The organism is Nocardioides sp. 31GB23 (assembly GCF_040012395.1).
In the GTDB taxonomy this organism is placed as follows: domain Bacteria; phylum Actinomycetota; class Actinomycetes; order Propionibacteriales; family Nocardioidaceae; genus Nocardioides; species Nocardioides salarius.
Genome location: NZ_JBDYKJ010000089.1, coordinates 1 through 18383 on the forward strand (window position 1 = coordinate 1; position 18383 = coordinate 18383).

The following is an 18383-nucleotide window of genomic DNA, read 5'->3' on the forward strand; positions in this document are numbered from 1 at the left end:
CGTGCTCGTCGTGGCCAGCGTGCTCGTCGTGACCGGCGTGCTCGTCGTGGCCAGCGTGCTCGTCGTGACCGGCGTGCTCGTCGTGGCCAGCGTGCTCGTCGTGACCGGCGTGCCCGGCTTCCATATCGGGCGGGGCCGGCGTGCTGGGTGTTTGGTGAGGCCGTGCCCGTGCATCCCTGGCCTGCCCGTCCAGGTCGCGCAAGATCTCCACTGCCCTGTCCAAGGCGGCTTCGGCGGCTTGGTGTCCTAGGTCGGGTACCTGAACTCTCGCGCGGGGCCCTGGCATCTGCTCCCACACTGCATCAATCGTGGCGTCGACCGTCGTCGACAGACCCGACGGGCCGCACACGGCGAGGACGTCGGCGTCGGCCGGCGAGTGGACGCTGGGCCATCCGCGTCGGGTGATTGCCTGCTCGACGGTGACTCGAGTGAGCCAGTCGCCGCCGACTTCGACGACCAGGACGTGCGGCGCGCTGGTGGCGAGGCGCGTCAGGAAGTGTGCTAGACCCATCGCAGTGCGCCTTCACGCCAGACCCAGGCGACACCGACGAGAAGGATTCCCAGGAACAGGAACATCTCGACGACCGCCATTAGGCCCTCTTCGAGGACCACCAGGGCCCAGGGATACATGAACAGCATCTCGATGTCGAAGGCGAGAAATAGCAAGGTCATGGGGTACCAGCGAGCGTGGTACCGCGACAGCGCATGCTCCTGGGGAAGGTGCCCGGACTGGAACGGCAGTGCGACGACGGGCGCCGGATGCACGGCGGTAGCTCGCGCCCCGACGTACACAGCGGCGATCCCCAGGAGCCCCACTGCGAGTACCGCGACGAGGCCCACGTAGTCGTCCATGTCGTGCCCCTTTCATTCCGCTCGTGTCGCCGGACAGTTTGTGTCGCTGGGCGCCAAATGGAGCCCGCGCTCACTCCTCGTACGTGTCTTGGGTGCGTGTTGTCTGATAAACGTGGTCAGGAGCGAACGAGACGAGCGATCGCGTCCGAGGCCTCCTGCAGGCGATAGCGCGCCTCGTCTCCGCCCGCCTGCGCGGCCTGCGTCACGCAGTGGCCCATGTGATCGTCGAGGAGCCCCAAGGCCACCGATTGCAGGGCCTTGGTCATCGCTGAGATCTGGGTGAGGATGTCGATGCAGTACTTGTCGTCCTCCACCATTCGCTGCAGCCCGCGCGCTTGTCCTTCGATGCGCCGAAGCCGTCGCAAGTAGTCCTCTTTGCGACGGATGTAGCCGAGGTCGGGCGAACTGGGGACGTCGGCGATCTCGCCGGTGCCAACGTCGGCGGCGTCATTTGGAGCGCTCACCACACAACTCCTTCCGCATTGACAGAGGTTCGACCCTCAGATGTGACCCCCGGGGATCGGCTCGTCGAACTATACCCCCCTAGTGTATTTAACTGTCGCTGGTTGGGCCAGGCCATCGGCTGCCCCTGTCGCGGTTTGGTGGCCGGTGGAACTGCTTCAGAGCGGGTCGGTGACATCAGCGATGTCGGCGTTGAGGACCCGGATCAGGTCTGCGGCGGCCACGGTTGCGGACACGCCGTGAGCTCCCCCTCCGATGGAGACGGTCTCGTCGACCCTGGCATCGGCGACGACGGGCCAGGGGTTGAGTGAGCCGAACGGCGTGATGGTGCCGCGTTCGTACCCGGTTACCTCCCGTGCGGTCTCGGCGTTGGGCATGGAGAGGCGTTTGACGCCGAGGAGCGCGCGGAGCTTGGGCCAGGCGATCTGCCGGTCGCCGGGTACGAGGACGAACAGGTAGTCGTCGTCGCCGCGCCGTACGACCAGGGTCTTGATCACCCGGTCGGGGGTGACACCTCGCGCTTCGGCGGCCTCGGCAAGCGACGTCACCGGGCCGTGGCGCACGATTGTGTGGTCGATGCCCGCCTCGGCGAGGGCTGCCGCGGTGCGGGCCTCTCCGGGTGTCTTTCCGGGTGTCTTTCCGGGTGTCTTTCCGGGTGTCTTTCCGGGTGTCTTTCCGGGGGTCACCGGTGGCCTCCTTCCGGGTTCCGTGCCGCAATGGCGTCGATCGCACAGCGTGCCAGGCACGCCAGTGCCCACCTGCCCGCCCGGGACACCACCCGAGACGCCACTTGGGGTGCCGTCCGGGATGGGTGCGTGGCTGTTCCCCGCAGCACGGGGTGCTGCGGGGAACAGGTCGAGCAGCTCTGCCTCATTGACTCTGCCTCATTGGCTCTGCCTCATCGGTGCCTCATCGGCGCCCCACTGACTCCGGCTCATCGCGCGCCTCGGGCCGTCTGGTCGGATCGGCTGGTTCACAGCGAGCTGCGGAACCGCTTGAGCCGCAGGCTGTTGCCGACGACCGAGACCGAGGAGAAGGCCATCGCGGCGCCGGCGAGCATTGGGTTCAGCAGGCCGGCGGCGGCGATCGGGATGGCCGCGGTGTTGTAGCCGAAGGCCCAGAACAGGTTGCTCTTGATGATGCTCAGCGTCCTGCGGGAGAGCCGGATGGCGTCGACGGCGACCCGGAGGTCCCCTCGGACCAGGGTCAGGTCGCTGGCCTCGATGGCGACGTCGGTGCCGGTGCCCATCGCCAGACCGAGGTCGGCCTGGGCCAAGGCGGCGGCGTCGTTGACGCCGTCACCGATCATGGCCACGACGCGGCCTTCGGCCTGGAGCTTCTTGACCACGTCGACCTTGTCGCTGGGAAGCACCTCGGCGAAGACGTCGTCCTCGGCGATGCCCACCTGGGCGGCCACGGTGCGGGCCACGCGGGTGTTGTCGCCGGTGAGCAGGATCGGGCGCAGCCCGAGCTCACGCAGCTCCCTGATGGCCTCGGCGGAGGTCTCCTTGACCTCGTCGGCAACCACCAGCACCGCGCGGGCCTGCCCGTCCCAGCCCACGGCCACGGCGGTCAGGCCGCGGTCCGAGGCGCCGTCGAACTCGGCCTGCAGGTCGCTGGGCAGGTGCTGGGACCACTCGGCGAGCAGCTGCGGCCGGCCGACGAGGACCGCGTGGCCATCGACGATGCCCTGCACACCGAGCCCCTCGACGTTGCCGAAGTCCTCGACCTTGCCCAGTTCGCCGGCCTCGCGGGCGGCGTCGGCGATCGCGCGGGCGATCGGGTGCTCGGAGGAGTCCTCCAGTGCCCCCGCCAGACGGAGCACCTCGGCGGAGTCCTGGCCGGATGCGACGTGCACCTCGGCGAGCGTCATCTCGCCGGTGGTGACGGTGCCGGTCTTGTCCAGGACGACGGTGTCGACCTTGCGGGTCTGCTCGAGAACCTCCGGGCCCTTGATCAGGATGCCGAGCTGGGCGCCGCGGCCGGTGCCGACCATGAGTGCGGTCGGCGTGGCCAGGCCCAGCGCGCAGGGGCAGGCCACGATCAGGACCGCGACCATCGCGGTCAGCGCACCGGCCACGCCGGCGTCACTGCCGAGCCAGAACCCGAAGGTGCCGACCGCGATCGCGATCACAACGGGCACGAAGATCCCCGAGATCCGGTCGGCCAGGCGCTGAACGGCTGCCTTGCCGGTCTGGGCGTCCTCGACGAGCTTGGCCATCTGGGCCAGCTGGGTGTCGGCACCGACGCGGGTGGCCTCGACCACCAGCCGGCCGCCGGCGTTGACGGTGGCGCCGACGACTGAGTCCCCAACACTGACCTCGACGGGCACGGACTCCCCGGTCAGCATGGACGCGTCGACGGCCGAGCGTCCCTCGACGACGACACCGTCAGTGGCGATCTTCTCGCCCGGGCGGACCACGAACCGGTCCCCTGTGGCCAGCTGAGCCACCGGGGTCCGCTGCTCGACACCGTCTCGGAGCACGGCGACGTCGCGGGCGCCCATGTCGAGCAGGGCGCGCAGGGCGGCGCCGGCGTTGCGTTTGGAGCGGTGCTCGATGTAGCGGCCGAGCAGGATGAAAGTGATGATGCCAGCGGCGGCCTCGAGGTAGATGTTCATCGTGCCGCTGGTGCGTTCGATGGTCAGCTCGAAGGGGTGGGTCATGCCCGGCATGCCCGCGTCGCCCCAGAACAGGGCGTAGACCGACCAGCCGAACGCGGCCGAGGTGCCCATCGAGACCAGGGTGTCCATGGTCGCGGCACCGTGCTTGAGGTTGGCCCAGGCCGCCTTGTGGAACGGCCACGCACCCCAGATCACCACCGGTGCAGCGAGCGTCAGCGAGAGCCACTGCCAGTTGGTGAACTGCAGCGCCGGGACCATCGCCATCGCGATCACCGGCACCGAGAGCACCGCGGAGACGATCAGCCGGTCTCGCAGGGTGCGCAGCGCACGATCGGCGTCGCTTTCGCCGTCGGCGTCACTGCCAGATCCGCCCTGACCGCCGTCGCCGGATGCGTCCGCGGCGGCCGGGGGCTTGGGCAGCTTGGCACCGTAGCCAGCGGACTCGACCGCTGCGACCAGGTCGTCGGTGGTGACGCTGTTGGCGAAGGTGACCTTGGCCTTCTCGGTGGCGTAGTTGACGGTCGCGGTCACCCCGTCGATCTTGTTGAGCTTGCGCTCGATGCGGTTGGCGCACGAGGCGCAGGTCATGCCGGTCAGCAGCAGCTCGACATCGGTCCCCGCAGGGACCCCGTCGATGTTGTTGACGTCGCCCGTGGTTGCCGCGGTCGCGGCGGGATCGGTGGTCGCACTCATCAGGTCCTCCTTCATGCCCATCGGTTCGTGTAGCGGTTCGTGTAGCGGTTGATGTAGCGGTCGGTGTGGTGGTTGGTTGGCGCCGGGTGTGTGTCGGCGTGACTGGTGCGCGGCCCGTCGTCGGGGCGCGTCCTAGTGGCCATGCTCCTCACCTGTCCCCTCTCCCCCATCACTTGACCCGTCATCAGCACCGCTGTCGGAGTCGCTGTCGGAGTCACCACCGGCGGACTCGTCGGCGGGCTGGTCGGTGGGCGTGGTGGAGCGGGAGGCGTCGAGAGTGAACGCCGCGGTGCGCACGACTCCGTCTGCCTTGAAGTCGAGGAACAGCTGGTAGCGACCTGCGCTGGGCACTTCGGCTACGAACTCGACGATCGGTCCCGGCTCGGTGACGCCGTCGCCGGGCTCTCCGCCTGGGTGGACGTGGAGGTAGGCGAGGTCACCTTCGCGGAGCGCGACCAGGTGGCCGTAGGCGCCGAGGTAGGGCTCGAGGTCAGTGACCGGCTGCCCGTCCTTCGTCACCTCGAAGTCGAGCATGGAGTGCTCGCCGGCGGCGAGGTCACCGGTGACCGTGACGGTGTAGCCGTCGACGGTTGCCGTCTTGACCGGCTGCGGGAGCTTCTGGTCACCGGGGTTCCCGGCCACCAGGACGTCGCTGCCCAAGGTGAGCGCCTCGCCTCCGGCGGGTACGAAGTCGGCGAACAGCCGCCAGGTCCCGGGCGCGAAGTCCAGGTCGACGCTCCACGTGCCGGTGGCCGAGTCGAGCGTGGGGTGGACGTGCTGGAAGTCCGCGAAGTCTCGTCGCACCGCGATCAGGTGCAGCTCCTTCTCGTGGGACTCCTCGTAGTCGGTCACTGCGGTGCCGTCGGGGCCGAGGATGCGGAACGACACCGACTGGGTGCCGGCGCGATAGCCGGTGGCGGGGAGCTCGAAGGTGTAGCCGTCTTCGGCGACCTGCAACCCGCCGGGCACCTCAGCAGAGGTGGCACCCGAGGCTTCCTCCTCATCCATGCCCCCCATTCCGTTCATGTCGCTGTGGTCGGCACCAGTGCCGTCGCCCGGTGCGGATGAGTGGGTCGCAGAGGCGTCCTCCACGGCCCCGAGGTCGGTGCGGTCACCCAGGACGAAGCCACCAGTGAGCAGCACCGCGAGGCCGGCGCCGTAGGCGGCGAGGCGAGTCGGGGCGTTCATGCGAGCTGATAGCCGGCCTCGCGGACCGCAGCGTCAACTGCGTCGCGAGCGACAGGCTCATCGGAGGTGAAGGTCAGCGACCCGCTGGCCAGGTCTACGCGGACGTCAGTGATGCCCTCGATCGCGTCAACCGTGCGCGTCACCGAAGAGACGCAGTGGCCGCACGTCATACCGATCACGGTGTAGCTCGAGTCCGCCTCGCCCACGGAGGTATCCACGGCGCCATCGACGGCCTGGGCGCTCGGCTGGGCGCTCGGCTGGGCACCTGCGTGGGCGGCCGCGGGGCCGCGTTGGATCTGGATGCTCTGCGGGGTGCTGGTGCTGCAGCAGCCGGTCATGATGCTCTGCCTCTCCTGGGGATTTCGATTCGTGTGGACCGTTGTGATGGGTGGCTGGGTTCTACGCTGCGCGGCCAGCTAGGGACCGCATGTGGTCCGGTCAGCTACGGACGAGTCGGGCGATCGCGTCGGCGGCTTCGCGGAGCTTGACGTCTCCCTCGCGGCCGCCGAGACGAGCCGCCTCGACCACACAGTGGTTCATGTGCTCCTCGAGCAGCCCGAGGGCGACAGCCTCCAGCGCCTTGTTGACCGCCGAGACCTGGGTCAAGATGTCGATGCAGTAGGTGTCGCCCTCGACCATCCGGGCGATGCCCTTGACCTGGCCCTCGATGCGCCGCAGCCGCTTGCGGTAGTCGTCCTTGCGGTAGCTGTACCCGTGCGCACCATCGTGAGCGCCCTGGTGAGCACTCTGCGGCGCCGCCACCTCTACGTTCGCCTGCACTGCGGTCATCGCGGACTCCTTGTCGTCTCATCCATACCATCGGGGGGTATGCCGCAGACACTACCCATACCCCCTACGGGTACACAAGCCTTGTGATGCGGTTCACCTCTTCCCGGGTACACGGCGCCGGCATCTGACTCGGCATCACATCGGCTCAGCGGGATAGCCACCTACGACGCGTCGTTACTCGACAGGCAGCGACTCACCGCGACGCACGCAGTGCGGCGACCGGATGAGGGGAAGGCGGATGAGAGGAAGGAGGTAGCGACGGCTGTTGGCCAAGGACACGACCGGACGCAACTGGACGAAACTGGACGGCCGGTCTCATCGAAACTCGCCGTTCGGCGATCTCGCACGAAGCGCCAGCGAAGCCGATGACGAGCCCCCACCCGGGCTCCATGCACGGATCGCATCCGGCCGTCCGCCCGATTGACTGGCAGCGTGCAGGTTGCCCACCGCGAACACAAAGCAGCCGGGGATGCCGGCCCGGCCACGATCGCGCTGACGACGGGCGCCGACAACGGGCGCCGACAACGGGCGCCGACAACGGGCGCCGACTGCAGGCGCTGCTACAGGGGTGGTGTCACCAGGCCAGCTCGGCGCAACTGGTGGTCTTGGATGCTTCGACCTGCAAGGTGGCGTGCTCGATCTCGTGGTCGCGCCGCAGAAGGGTGCCGGCGTGGGCGAGGACCTGCTGGGGGTCGGCCCCTTCGACGACCACGAGATGCGCGGTGGCCACGTTCATGCCGGAGGTCAGCACCCACACGTGGAGGTCGTGAACGTCTGCGACACCGGGGACCTGTTGCAGCGCGGTGGCGACATCCTCGATGGCCAGGCCCTCGGGTACGTGCTGACCAAGGACCGCGAGCACCTGACGGCCGAGCATGAGGGCGCGGACAGCGACGAACAGCCCGATCGCAAGCGCCACCACGGTGTCCCACCACGAGGACCCCGTGAGCGAGACCAGGATCGCGGCGGCGATCACGCCGATGCTGCCGACGGTGTCTGCCATCACCTCCAGGTAGGCACCCTTCAGGTTGAGTGACTCCTGAGCTCCGGCGCGGAGCAGGGCGATGGAGATCAGGTTGACGAGCAGGCCGAGCGCGCCCACAACAAGGACGGGGCCTGTCTGGATCTCGACATCGTCGCCGACACGCCCCACGGCCTCGACGACGACGTAGACCGAGACGCCGAGCATGATCAGGACCGCCAGGCCCGAGGCGAAGACCTCGGCGCGGTAGGAGCCGTAGGTGCGGCGTCCGGTGGAATCGGGTCGGGTGGCGATGCGGGTGGCGACCAAGGCGGCACCGAGTGCGACCACGTCGGCGGCCATGTGGCCGGCGTCGGAGACCAGCGCGAGCGAGCCGGTGACGATCCCGGCGAGGAGCTCGACCACGAAGAAGGTGGCCACCATGGCGAAGCTGATCATCAGCCTCGTCCGGTGACGACCGCTCGCGGTCTCCACACCCCCGCGACCGTCGCTGTGTCCGTGTCCGTGTCCTGCGCCCATGTCTGTAGAGCTCCTGATCCCTAGCGGTCGTGCTGGTGGTCTGTGCTGGCAAGCGCACGGGCCCAAAGACCCGAGCCCGTGATTGCGAGCCCGTGATTGCGAGCCCGTGATTGCGAGCCCGCTACTGGCCCTGTGACTCAGGGACGGGTGGTTCGTGACGTGCTGGGGGGTGGCGCCGGCGGCCATGCTGGCCGCCCTGGGAGCTGCGCTGGGAGCCGGGCCTCTCCCCCGAACCCTGCGCCGAGCCCTGCGCCGGACCCGGGCGGTGCGAGGGAGTGACGGCTGTACCACGGTGGTCGGGCGGTCCGGGAATCAATAGCTGCTCAGCATGGAAGAGTCCGTCCACGACCAGGTGGTTGACGTGCTCGTTGGCCAGGCGATAGAAGACCTGATTGCCCTGCCGCCGGGTCTGGACCAGGCGTGCCATCCGCAGTTTGGCCAGATGCTGCGAGACCGCGGCCTGCGGCTTTGCGAGGGACTCAACGAGGTCGCCGACGGCCTGCTCACCGGCCTGCAGCTGCCACAGCAAGGCCAGCCGAGTCGGGTCTGCCAGCATCCGGAAGACCTCAGCGGCAAGGTCCAGCTCATCTGCCGCCGGCGGCGACCCACCGTCATATTCGTGCATGCGCATATGCAATCACACGAATGCCGTGGTCGCAAGCAACGAGCAGCCCTGCGCAGGTGCGGCCTACGTCACTTTGAACAATACCCAAGAGGGGTATACCGTTCAGGACGATCAAAGATACCCGCAAGGGGTATGCGCCCAACCTCAGGAGATGGAGCAACGATGAGCACGCTCGAGTACCAGGTGACCGGAATGACCTGCGGCCACTGCGAGATGTCGGTCCGCGAAGAGGTCAGCGAGGTCGCTGGCGTCGACGACATCCAGGTCAGCGCCCAGACCGGCAAGCTCGTCGTGAGCGGCAGCGACGACATCGACGACGCCCAGGTCCTGGCTGCCGTCGAAGAGGCCGGCTACACCGCGGCCCGCATCTGACCAGCCACCAGCAGAAGCAGCCAACAGTACGTCGCCGCGCGGCGACTCGAGACCAGAGCCAGTGGCGCCCTGGTCGACTCCAGCTACCCATCACATCGAGGAGCAACCACCATGTGCAACGACCACGCCTCCACCGCCGAGGCTCCCACCGCTGACGCCACCACCGACGAGGGCACGTCCGCGCCTGCTGCCAGCAGCTGTTGCGGCGGACACGCCGAGACCCCGACGGCGGCACCCACCTCCCAGGACCAGGTGACCACATGCCCGGTCATGGAGGGAACCCCGGTCGTCAAGGCGACCGCCGAGGCTGCGGGCCTCTTCCGCGACTACGAGGGGACTCGGTACTGGTTCTGCTGCGCGGCCTGCGGCCCGCTCTTCGACGCGGACCCCGCCAAGTACGCAGCGGCGTAACAACCCCGGCCGGCCACGATGTCGCAACCCGGCCGGGGTAACAACCCAGGCGAGTCGGATGGCCCGGTGGTCGGCGCGGGGTTTGGTACAGGTCGGCCGGAGCTGCCGGCCTGACCCGAGGGGTGGGGGCTTCCGCGAAGCCGCCTCGTCGACGAGCTCTCAGACCAGCTCGTCGACCGTGTGACACGGCCTCAACACGGCCTCCACCCATCGTCTGCTTATTGCGTCCCCTCGCCGGCTCGCGGCACCGCCGCACCCGCGAAGTCGGGTCGTGAACGATCGCCCCAGTTTCTCGGCCGAGTTTTCTCGGGCCGAGGTTCTTTGACTCGTGTCGTCCTAGGAGAGTCCATGACCGAACCCACCCAGCGTCGGGTGGTGGTTCTCGGCGCAGGAGCGGCCGGGACAGCCGCCGCCCGCACCCTCGCCACCCAGCCCGGCGTTTCCGTGTCGCTGGTCGCGCGGACCGACGAGACACCGTCGAACAGAATGCTGGTCAACAAGGGCATCGCCATCGACCTGCTGCAACCCGAACAGATCGCTCTCCCGCTCCCGGGCGTCGAGCTCATCACCGACACCGCCCACGCCGTGAGCACGGTGAGTGCAGTGAGTGCGACGACAGCGGGGGCGGAGAGCCGACACTCGGTCGTCTTGGCCTCCGGCGCCACGCTCGACGCGGATGTTGTCCTCATCGCGACGGGCAGCGCGCCGCGTGCGCTCCCGATCGAGGTCCCCGGCGCCACGCAGGCTCAGCAACCCGAGAACATCACGACGCTGCACTCTCTGGCTGACGGGGTACGAGTACGCGACGCGCTGGCTGCAGGACCGTCCCGGATCCTGGTCCTCGGCGGAGGGATCCTCGCCGGCGAGACCGCCTCACTGCTGGCAGCACGCAGCCACGAAGTCACCATGGTGACCCGCTCGGCCGTGCCCGGGGCCGGCGCGTTCGGCGCCGCGGTGGCACAACGCATCCTGGAGCTGCACCGCAGCCGGCTTGACCTACGGGCAGGGCGTTCGCTCAGCGAGGTGAAGGCCAGCACATCGGGCGCCGCCGACGAGGTGCTCGTGACCTTGGACGACGGCTCGAGGATTGCCGCGGACCTGATGGTCGTTGCTCACGGGACTGTGCCCACCGGGCCGGCGCCCTGGGCCTCCGGCCTCGAGGTGGACGCGCGGCTCAGAGTCCCCGGCACCCCACGCGTCTACGCTGCCGGCGGCGTCGCCCGGCATCGACACCCGTTGATCGGCGATTGGCGCATCGACCACTGGGCCGACTCGGCAGCGCAGGGCGAGCACGCCGCCCGATCCGTCCTTCACGACCTGGGCTTGGGCGAAGACCCCGGCGCCTACCTTCCTGCCACGATGCACGCCACGACGATCCACGGCACCTCGCTCACCGCGGCCGGCCTCACCGGCCCTCCGGCTGCGGACCGGGTGGTGAGCCTCGACCCGCTGGTCGTCGTGCACGAGATCGAGGGGATCCCGGTAGGGGTGTCGGGACTGGACGCGGCCGCGCTCGTTCCTGACTGGCTCGGCAGGCTCCACAAGCCAACCTCCTAGCCCGACGTCCTAGCCCGACGTCCTAGCCCGAGTGTCAACGCGGTCCCAGCTGGTTCCCAGATGGGCGCACCCGGCCCGCGCCGCCGGCCCGCCCCGTAAACTTGGCGTGCAACGCTGCCGGTCATACGCAAGGAGTCCCATGTCCGAGGAACAGGCCGACCATCGGCACGGGTATGACGCCGACAAGGTCAAGTACCTCAACCGGCTCAAGCGCATCGAGGGGCAGGCGCGCGGGATCACCCGGATGGTCGAAGAGGACGCCTACTGCATCGACATCTTGACCCAAGTAAGCGCGGTGACCCGAGCGCTGCAGGCCGTCGCCATCGGGCTCCTCGACGACCACATCAAGCACTGCGTCATCGACGCCGCCCAGTCCGGCGATGAGGACGCCGCGGCCGAGAAGCTGAAGGAAGCCACCGACGCCATCAGCCGACTGGTCCGGTCCTAAGCCTCACGCCCCCAACGCCACCCGCCACCCACCCGGGCACCGCCACCCAGGCAACGCGCGACGAGACCAACGCGGCACGAGGACACTTCCAACCGCCACAGGGAGCGCCGCTTGAGGAGGGCCAGCCTCACGTAGGCCACGGGTTGGCGGTGCATCCGTCGAGTCCCTTGGTCTGCTGGACCATGACAGATGCCGGACTCCCCTCCGCGGCACATGACTCGTGGTCGTTGCCGAGCGCATGCCCGAACTCGTGGTTGACCAGGTAGGTCCGGTAGCCAGGCAGGTCGCCGTCGTAGGCGTCCGCTCCGTTGAACCACCGCCAGGCGTTGAGAACGACGTCCTCGCCGTTGCGGCAGGAGAGCCTGCCACCCGTCTCGAGCGGGGCGCAGAGCTGGTCGGTCGTGCTCGGCGTGGCGATGCGGATGTGGAAGTCAGGGTCGGTCGCGACCCGCTGCAACCGCACCGGCTCGACCCCGGTCCAGCCGCGTGGATGCTGCAGGACCCGATCCACCACGCGCGCAGCCGCCGACGGGGCCAAGGGAAGTCCCTGCTCGATCTCGACGCTGTAGATCACCAGCCGCCCCTCCCCCGCGCCCCGCGACTGACCGGTCGCCGTACGGAACACGCCCGACCCGATCTCGGGGACTGGGGGCGGGACCCGCTGCCGTGGCGTCGGGGCCACGACACCCGCCGGCTTCGGCGGGCCACCGCTCGTTGCCGCCGGCAGTGTGACTGACGGGGACGCGGCTGGCATGAGCGGTACCGACGATGTCGGGGGTGCCGTGGCCGGTCCTGGGAGGTGGCTCGGATCGGAGGATCCCGTGCGCCCTGCCCGCGGATCGTCTGCAGACACCCCGGCAGGTCCCCAGCGCCCTGTGGTCACGGCGGCGGCGACCAGCGACCCGACGACCAGGATGGTTGCAGCCCCACCAGCGACCGCCCGCGCTCGAGGGCTCCAGCGGCGATCCGAGCGACTAGTTGCTACCTGTCGTGCTCGACGGTGACGACCGCCGGTGGCGGGTGGCGGGCTTCGTCGGGCTCGGTGCTTGCCGGACACAGCAACAGCGGCTGGTGGCTTCTCAGGCTCTAGCCCAGCAGGTCGTTCATGGTGGTGATCTCGGTGGTCTGCGCTTCCTCGATCTGCTCCGCCAAGGTGATGGCGTCGCTGTTCTGTCCGTCGGCCTGCTCGGTCTTGGCCATCTCGATGGCGCCCTCATGGTGGGCGATCATCATCGTGAGGAACTGCTTGTCGAACGCCGCGCCGGAAAGCGACTCGAGCTCCTCCATGTCCTCCATGCTCATCATGCCCGGCATGTCTTCGGACATGTCCATGCCGCTCATGTCCTCGGGCACCGGCTGGCCCCATTCCTGCAGCCATGAGGTCATCGTCTCGATCTCGGGGCCCTGGGCTCCCTCGATCTCAGCGGCCAGATCCTTGACCTCCTGCGACTGCGCACGCGTTCCCGCCAGCTCGGCCATCTCGACCGCCTGCCGGTGGTGAGGAATCATCTCGGTGGCGAAGGTGACGTCCGCGTCGTTGAAGTCGGCACCGGTCTCGGCGCTCGTGGTCGGCGACTGCGAGGAGTGGTCCATCCCCGCCATGCCCCCATCACCGTCATCGGAGCACCCGGCCAACACGACCGCGGCGACCAGCACGATCACCGCACCCGCGGTCTTCTTGAAGGAGAGACGCCGTCGGTTCTTCGCAAGAGAGGGCAGTGCCACGGTTCAAGATGCCTTTCGTCGACTGTGCAGATCTGCGGTACGCGAGCGCCCCAGCACCCGGTCCACAGCAAGGAAGACCAACAGCCACAACACCCCCAGTCCCAGCCCGAGCAGGATCACCACTTCGAGCCAGACGGCCGGGTCGCCGCTGTCGGTCATGCCGACACGATGCAGGACCAACCTGGTGGTACCACCCGGCGAACCATGAAGGTTTGACGAAGGTTGAGCTCCCGCCAGCCCAGGACGCTCGACCTACTTGCGCTCAGTCGACAAGATGGAAAGCATGAGCAGTCGCGCGCCTGATCATCACTCCCCTGAGCGTCCCGCTGTCGCCACGATCGACCCGGTTTGCGGAATGACGCTGGACCCCAGCTTCCAGGCAGGCACGGCAACGCGCACGGCCGAATTCGACGGTGCGACGTACTACTTCTGCAGCGAGCGTTGCCAGCGGACCTTCCAGGCCTCGCCTCAGGAGTACGCCGAGAAGGCCGCGGCCGCTCACGCCTCGCCTGCCACACACGACCACGCCACCCACGACCACCAGCACGCGCACCAGCACGCGCACCAGCACGACGGGCACGGTACGTACGACGATCGGTCGCACCACCCCGTGACCGGCGGCGTTGCGACTGCTGGCGCTGCGGACGGCGGGTCGGAGGCGACCGAGTGGACCTGTCCGATGCACCCGGAGATCCGGCGTCCCGGGCCCGGCCCGTGCCCGATCTGCGGCATGGCGCTGGAACCGGTCACGATCTCGGTCAACGACGGTCCCAGCGCGGAGCTGGTCGACATGACCCGCCGCTTCTGGATCGGCGCGGTTCTGACGTTGCCGATCGTCGTGCTCGAGATGGGCGGCCACCTGTTCGACTTCATCCATGACCTGTTCGAGCAGTCGACCTCGAACTGGATCCAACTCGTACTGGCCACGCCGGTCGTGCTGTGGGGCGGTTGGCCGTTCTTCGTGCGGGGTTGGAACTCGGTGCGCACCCGGAACCTGAACATGTTCACCCTGATCGCCATGGGCACCGGGGTGGCTTGGCTCTACAGCGTGGTCGCCACGGTGGCGCCGGGGATCTTCCCCGACTCCTTCCGCGAGACCACCGACATGGGCGACGGCATGAGCAGTGTCGGCGCGGTCGACGTCTACTTCGAGGCTGCCGCTGTGATCACCGTCTTGGTGCTGCTCGGTCAGGTTCTGGAGCTGCGGGCACGAGAGCAGACCGGGGGTGCGATCAAGGCGCTCCTCGACCTTGCTCCCAAGACGGCCCGGCGGATCCGCCAGGACGGCACCGACGAGGAGATCGGCCTCGACGAGGTCCAGATCGGCGACCGTCTGCGGGTGCGTCCAGGCGAGAAGGTCCCGGTCGACGGGGAAGTCACCGAAGGGCGCTCGACACTGGACGAGTCCTTGGTGACTGGCGAGTCGATGCCGGTCACCAAGACCACCGGAGACACGGTGATCGGCGGGACCCTCAACACCACCGGTGCCCTGGTCATCCGCGCCGATCGGGTCGGCAAGGACACCATGCTCTCGCGGATCGTGTCCCTGGTCGCCGAGGCACAGCGCTCCCGGGCCCCGATCCAGCGCACCGCCGACAAGGTCGCCGGCATCTTCGTCCCGATCGTCATCGCGATCGCCGTGGTGGCGTTCATCGTCTGGGCGGCCGTTGGCCCCGATCCACGGTTCGCGCACGCCTTGATCGCCGCCGTGGCGGTACTGATCATCGCCTGTCCGTGCGCGCTCGGGCTCGCGACCCCGATCAGCATCAAGGTCGGGGTCGGCCGCGGAGCCGAGAACGGTGTCCTGATCAAGAACGCCGAGGCACTCGAGCGGATGGAGAAGGTCGACACCGTCGTCGTCGACAAGACCGGCACCCTGACCGAGGGCCGCCCTGCAGTCACCGAGATCGTCACCGCCACAGATTCCTGGCCAGACGCCGAGGTGCTGCGGGTCGCGGCCGGGGTCGAGCGAGCGTCCGAGCACCCGCTGGCCCTGGCTATCGTGGAGGCCGCGAAGGACCGCGGCATCACGATCCCTGAGGTCAGCGACTTCGACTCCCCCGTCGGCCGCGGTGTGGCCGGCACGGTCGAGGGTCGGCAGGTCCTGCTCGGCAGCGCCGAGTTCCTCACCACCCAGAACGTCGACCCCTCTGGTCTGACCGCCCAAGCCGACGAGCTGCGCGCCACTGGAGCCACCGCCATCCTCATGGCCGTCGACGGCACCCTCACCGCGGCGCTGGCCATCGCCGATCCGGTCAAGGCCACCACCGCCGAAGCGTTGGCGAGCCTGAAGTCCCAGGGCGTCGAGGTGGTGATGCTCACCGGTGACAACCGGGTCACCGCCCAGGCCGTCGCCGATGCGCTGGGAATCGACCGGATCGAGGCGCAGGTCCTCCCCGACCGGAAGGCCGAGGTCGTCGAGCACCTCAAGGCCGAAGGCAAGATCGTGGCGATGGCCGGCGACGGTGTCAACGACGCGCCCGCGCTCGCCGCCGCCGACGTCGGCATCGCGATGGGCGGCGGGACCGATGTCGCCATCGAGTCCGCCGGCGTCACCCTCCTCGGCGGGGACCTCACAGGCATCGCCCAGGCCCGGCGGCTCTCGACGATGACCATGCGCAACATCCGCCAAAACCTGATGTTCGCGTTCGTCTACAACGCCGCCGGCATCCCGATCGCCGCAGGCGTCCTCTACCCCTTCACCGGGCTCCTGCTCTCCCCCATCATCGCGGCCGCCGCCATGGCTCTCTCATCGGTGAGCGTCATCAGCAACGCCCTACGCCTACGCACCCAAAGCCTTGACTGATCCTGCGCCCGCCACAGCTGGGCCGCCCGTCTTGGTTGTCGAAGACGAACGACCACTCGCCCAACTCGTCGCCGACTATCTGGGCCGAGCCGGGTTCGCGGCGACCCAGGCCCACTCCGGCACCGACGCCGTAGAGCTCACCCGCACGCTCGACCCCGACCTGATCCTGCTCGACCTCGGCCTGCCCGGCCTGGACGGCATCGAAGTCTGCCGCCAGATCCGCGCCATGACCGATGCCTACGTGATCATGCTGACCGCCCGCGACGACGAGGTCGACAAGCTCATCGGGCTCGGGGTCGGCGCCGACGACTACATCACCAAACCGTTCTCGCCCCGCGAGCTCGTCGCCCGGGTACAGGCCGCGCTGCGCCGGCCGCGCGCCAGCACCCTGGTCGCACCCGACGGGGAGCGGCCGGTGGTCTACGACGGTCTGTCGGTGGATCTCCAGGCTCGGGAAGCCAAGGTGTCCGACACCCTTGTGGCCCTGACCCGAACCGAGTTCGACCTGCTTGCCGCCCTCACCAAGGGGCCGCGGCGAGTGTTCAGTCGACGCCAGCTCGTCGACGCAGTGTGGGGCGCGGACTGGGTGGGCGACGAGCACATCGTCGACGTCCACATCGCCCACCTGCGCCGCAAGCTGGGAGACAACCCCACCGAGCCGCGCTGGATCGAGACCGTACGCGGGATCGGCTACCGCCTCACCGCAACCGTCGACCACTGACACACCGCCTACACACAACCCACTGACCCACCTACCCGCTGCCCCTACCGATTGATCGAAATGCAAGGAGAACCCATGAACCGCCGGCCCTCCCCCTGGCGCCCCGCACGAACATGGCTGATCACTGCGGCCTCCTCGGCGGTGTTGCTCGCCGGGGTGCTCGCCGGCTGCGCTCAGCCAGAGGATCAGCCAGCGGACGCAGGCTCACCCGCGGATGCCGCGCCGGCCGACCTGCTGGCCGAGCACGGACTGGACGGCCTCGACGCAAGGCAGCTCATTGATCGGCTCGACCAGCTCCCCCTCCAGGAGCGACCCGCGGCTCTCAACGTCTCGGTGCGGGCCGACGAGGTGGTGCTCAGCGACAGTCACGACCACCAGGCCCAGCTACCTCTTCCCGACGAGTTCGTCTACGTCTCCTTCGCCCCCTACGAGACCCAGACCCACGAGTGCACCTACCACAGCCCCACCGGCTGTAAGGGCGAGCTCCGCAACACCGAGGTGGCCGTCAGCGTCACCGACGATGCATCAGGAGAGACCATCCTCGACGACACCTTCACGACCTTCGACAATGGCTTCGTGGGCCTGTGGCTTCCTCGCGACATCTCGGCCAACGTCGCGGTCGAAGCCAAGGGCAAACGAGCCGCTGCGACGATCTCGACACAGGGCGCTGACGCCCTGACGTGCATCACCACTCTTCGGCTCACCTAGACCGCACGGACAATCCACCCAGGCCCACCCCCAGACCCACGCAGACCCACCCGGCCCACGCAGAGGACCGCGCGCAGAAGGAGGAGTCCGGTGACGAGGGAACGAACTCAAGGGCGCTGGACTGCTCACCACTCGCGGCTCTCCGGCGCACCGCCCGCCGAGGACGCCCACGTCGACACGACGATGCGCAGATTCGCAGGAACGCGTTCAACTGCCCGGCCCAGGCGGCCCAGGCACCCTTTCCATCAGGTCAAGCACTTGAGCCGGGGCCATCTGCGCCGCACCTGGGGTCTGGGCACCAGGCTTGTCCTCGCCCAGAGCATCGTCTTGATCGGCGCCATTCTCACCGCCGGACTCATCGCCGCGGTCGTCGGTCCGCCCCTCTTCCACGAGCACATGCTCAGGGCGGGCCTCAATCCCGGCTCCGCACAGCTGCGGCACGTGGAGGAAGCCCAGCAGATCGCGAACCTAATCTCGCTGGGCATCGCCATCGCCATCGCGGCCATCTTGGCGATAGCGGTCAGCTGGTATCTCACTCGCCGGCTCCAGCGTCCCCTGCACGAGCTCACCCAGGCGGCCGCCGCCGTCTCCTCGGGCGACTACGGGGCGCGGGTGCCACCCAACCGCGCCACACCGGAGTTCGACCGCCTCGCAGATGCCTTCAACTCCATGGCCGACCAGCTCGCCAGCACCGAGGACACCCGTCGACGGCTGCTGTCAGACCTGGCCCACGAACTCCGCACGCCAGTGGCGACGCTGGCCGCCTACCTCGAAGGCATCGAGGACGGAGTCACTCCCTGGAACACGGCCAGCCAGCGCACCCTAAGCCCGGATCCACCGATGGACCGGGCCGGGATGGGTTGATCGTCGGCGCCGCGGAGTGAGGATGCCGGGGCGCGAGG

21 protein-coding genes are annotated in these 18383 nt (G+C 68.7%); 9 read left to right on the plus strand and 12 right to left on the minus strand.

The genetic code is table 11. The features are described 5' to 3' along the window. Positions 1-250: hypothetical protein (locus ABKW28_RS20540; RefSeq protein WP_348612841.1), on the plus strand; the 250-nt coding region annotated here is incomplete at its 5' end. Between the two features lie 251 nt (positions 251-501). On the opposite strand, the gene ABKW28_RS20545 is transcribed toward ABKW28_RS20540, so the two are convergent. The 9 genes from ABKW28_RS20545 to ABKW28_RS20585 all read right to left on the minus strand — a co-directional run bounded on the left by ABKW28_RS20545 (position 502) and on the right by ABKW28_RS20585 (position 8733). Continuing rightward, positions 502-852: an NADH-quinone oxidoreductase subunit A gene (locus ABKW28_RS20545; protein WP_348612843.1), complete on the minus strand. Its 351-nt coding sequence runs from the start codon at positions 850-852 to the stop codon at positions 502-504. A gap of 116 nt (positions 853-968) precedes the next feature. Continuing rightward, entirely contained in the window at positions 969-1274 is a 306-nt protein-coding gene (locus tag ABKW28_RS20550) for a metal-sensitive transcriptional regulator (RefSeq protein ID WP_348612878.1), read from the minus strand. 198 nt (positions 1275-1472) lie between these two features. After that, on the minus strand, positions 1473-2000 hold the full coding sequence (locus ABKW28_RS20555) for a YbaK/EbsC family protein (protein ID WP_348612845.1): 528 nt from the start codon (positions 1998-2000) through the stop codon (positions 1473-1475). A gap of 287 nt (positions 2001-2287) precedes the next feature. Then, positions 2288-4525: a heavy metal translocating P-type ATPase gene (locus tag ABKW28_RS20560; protein WP_348612880.1), complete on the minus strand. Its 2238-nt coding sequence runs from the start codon at positions 4523-4525 to the stop codon at positions 2288-2290. Positions 4526-4762: 237 nt separating this feature from the next. After that, positions 4763-5818: a hypothetical protein gene (locus ABKW28_RS20565; protein ID WP_348612848.1), complete on the minus strand. Its 1056-nt coding sequence runs from the start codon at positions 5816-5818 to the stop codon at positions 4763-4765. Further along, positions 5815-6156: a heavy metal-associated domain-containing protein gene (locus tag ABKW28_RS20570; protein ID WP_348612850.1), complete on the minus strand. Its 342-nt coding sequence runs from the start codon at positions 6154-6156 to the stop codon at positions 5815-5817. Before ABKW28_RS20570 ends, ABKW28_RS20565 begins: the two co-directional genes overlap by 4 nt. A 100-nt stretch (positions 6157-6256) precedes the next feature. Further along, positions 6257-6607, minus strand: coding sequence for a metal-sensitive transcriptional regulator (locus tag ABKW28_RS20575; RefSeq protein ID WP_348612852.1), 351 nt, complete (start codon positions 6605-6607; stop codon positions 6257-6259). Between the two features lie 574 nt (positions 6608-7181). Next, complete coding sequence (locus tag ABKW28_RS20580; protein WP_348612882.1) at positions 7182-8108, minus strand: cation diffusion facilitator family transporter; 927 nt, start codon at positions 8106-8108, stop codon at positions 7182-7184. Positions 8109-8229: 121 nt separating this feature from the next. After that, positions 8230-8733 (minus strand): metalloregulator ArsR/SmtB family transcription factor, encoded by a 504-nt coding sequence (locus ABKW28_RS20585; RefSeq protein WP_348612854.1) that lies wholly within the window; start codon positions 8731-8733, stop codon positions 8230-8232. Between the two features lie 162 nt (positions 8734-8895). On the opposite strand from ABKW28_RS20585, the gene ABKW28_RS20590 reads away from it, so the two are divergent. The 4 genes from ABKW28_RS20590 (at position 8896) to ABKW28_RS20605 (ending at position 11521) form a co-directional block, all read left to right on the plus strand. After that, positions 8896-9105: a heavy-metal-associated domain-containing protein gene (locus tag ABKW28_RS20590; protein WP_348612856.1), complete on the plus strand. Its 210-nt coding sequence runs from the start codon at positions 8896-8898 to the stop codon at positions 9103-9105. Between the two features lie 111 nt (positions 9106-9216). Then, positions 9217-9516, plus strand: a complete 300-nt coding sequence (locus ABKW28_RS20595) for a YHS domain-containing protein (RefSeq protein ID WP_348612858.1) — start codon at positions 9217-9219, stop codon at positions 9514-9516. Between the two features lie 348 nt (positions 9517-9864). Then, a complete protein-coding gene (locus tag ABKW28_RS20600) occupies positions 9865-11073 on the plus strand; it encodes an FAD-dependent oxidoreductase (RefSeq protein ID WP_348612860.1) in 1209 nt (402 codons plus the stop codon). 139 nt (positions 11074-11212) lie between these two features. Next, entirely contained in the window at positions 11213-11521 is a 309-nt protein-coding gene (locus ABKW28_RS20605) for a metal-sensitive transcriptional regulator (protein WP_348612862.1), read from the plus strand. A 127-nt stretch (positions 11522-11648) separates the two neighbouring features. On the opposite strand, the gene ABKW28_RS20610 is transcribed toward ABKW28_RS20605, so the two are convergent. The 3 genes from ABKW28_RS20610 to ABKW28_RS20620 form a co-directional block, all read right to left on the minus strand. Further along, positions 11649-12275, minus strand: a complete 627-nt coding sequence (locus ABKW28_RS20610) for a DUF3152 domain-containing protein (protein ID WP_348612864.1) — start codon at positions 12273-12275, stop codon at positions 11649-11651. 332 nt (positions 12276-12607) lie between these two features. Further along, a complete protein-coding gene (locus ABKW28_RS20615) occupies positions 12608-13246 on the minus strand; it encodes a DUF305 domain-containing protein (RefSeq protein ID WP_348612866.1) in 639 nt (212 codons plus the stop codon). Positions 13247-13249: 3 nt separating this feature from the next. Next, on the minus strand, positions 13250-13405 hold the full coding sequence (locus ABKW28_RS20620; protein WP_348612868.1) for a hypothetical protein: 156 nt from the start codon (positions 13403-13405) through the stop codon (positions 13250-13252). A 115-nt stretch (positions 13406-13520) separates the two neighbouring features. Between ABKW28_RS20620 and ABKW28_RS20625 the strand changes: the two genes are divergently transcribed. From ABKW28_RS20625 to ABKW28_RS20640, 4 genes are all read left to right on the plus strand, one after another. Next, the gene (locus tag ABKW28_RS20625; protein ID WP_348612870.1) at positions 13521-16052 is read left to right on the plus strand and encodes a heavy metal translocating P-type ATPase; all 2532 of its coding nucleotides are present in this window, start codon (positions 13521-13523) and stop codon (positions 16050-16052) included. Between the two features lie 31 nt (positions 16053-16083). After that, positions 16084-16773: a response regulator transcription factor gene (locus ABKW28_RS20630; RefSeq protein WP_348612872.1), complete on the plus strand. Its 690-nt coding sequence runs from the start codon at positions 16084-16086 to the stop codon at positions 16771-16773. 75 nt (positions 16774-16848) lie between these two features. Beyond that, complete coding sequence (locus tag ABKW28_RS20635; RefSeq protein WP_348612874.1) at positions 16849-17481, plus strand: CueP family metal-binding protein; 633 nt, start codon at positions 16849-16851, stop codon at positions 17479-17481. Positions 17482-17739: 258 nt separating this feature from the next. Beyond that, complete coding sequence (locus ABKW28_RS20640; protein WP_348612876.1) at positions 17740-18345, plus strand: HAMP domain-containing protein; 606 nt, start codon at positions 17740-17742, stop codon at positions 18343-18345. Positions 18346-18383: the final 38 nt, after the last annotated feature.